Origin of the sequence: Streptococcus mitis, from assembly GCF_003942965.1 — a bacterium.
GTDB lineage: Bacteria > Bacillota > Bacilli > Lactobacillales > Streptococcaceae > Streptococcus > Streptococcus mitis_BH.
On sequence record NZ_RJOG01000084.1, the window covers coordinates 1 to 793 of the forward strand.

1 protein-coding gene is annotated in these 793 nt (G+C 29.8%); it reads right to left on the reverse strand.

What is annotated here, in order from left to right:
- On the reverse strand, positions 1-746 hold a 746-nt coding region (locus D8837_RS09420; protein WP_260468897.1), incomplete at its 3' end, for a glycosyltransferase family 2 protein.
- Positions 747-793 lie beyond the last annotated feature (47 nt).

Below are 793 nucleotides of genomic sequence, written 5' to 3' on the forward strand. Positions count from 1 at the left end.
TCATTAGGATAAGCATCTTTTGAATACTTATTCAACCAATGATTAAACTGTTTATCATATTTATTGGTCTGTTTTTTTATTGTCATATACCTTTGTGCAATATGATGAAAAATTACTGTATGAATGTAATACATATATTCTTCTTTATCCGAATAATATCTCTCTAATAATTCACATATTGGGAATATATCCAATTGCTTTTCTACCGTGCTGCCCTTCATCGTACCCATTGGATTTGGTCGATAATAATATCCGTAGAAATCTAATTTTACAGCTTTACGGACTTTCTTCAATAAAGCTATACCAGTATATAAATCTTCGTAAATTAAATTTTCAGGAAACAACACATTTTCAATCAATGATTTTCGAATGAGTTTTGCTACAGGCTGATGCGTAATAGCCCAAGTATCAATACAAGCTTTTAAAACTTCCTCTCCATATCCTTCGAAAGAAATTTGAACATTAAAACACTTTTCTTCTATAAAAACATCTAGATTATCTGTAAAATCGGCTTCTACTATATCTAAATCCTCTTGGATATAAGCTACTAAAAGTTCTAATAATCGAGGATGAATAATATCATCACTATCAACAAAACAAATAAACTCTCCTTTAGCTAATAGTAATCCCTTATTTCTCGCTACACTTTGTCCAGAATTTGGTTGATTTAATAAGTAAAAACGATTATCCACTAAGTATTGTTCAGCAATTTTTTGAGAAGAATCTGTTGATCCATCGTTCACCATAATACACTCAAAATCTGTAAAGGTCTGATTTTGTATACTATCTAAAC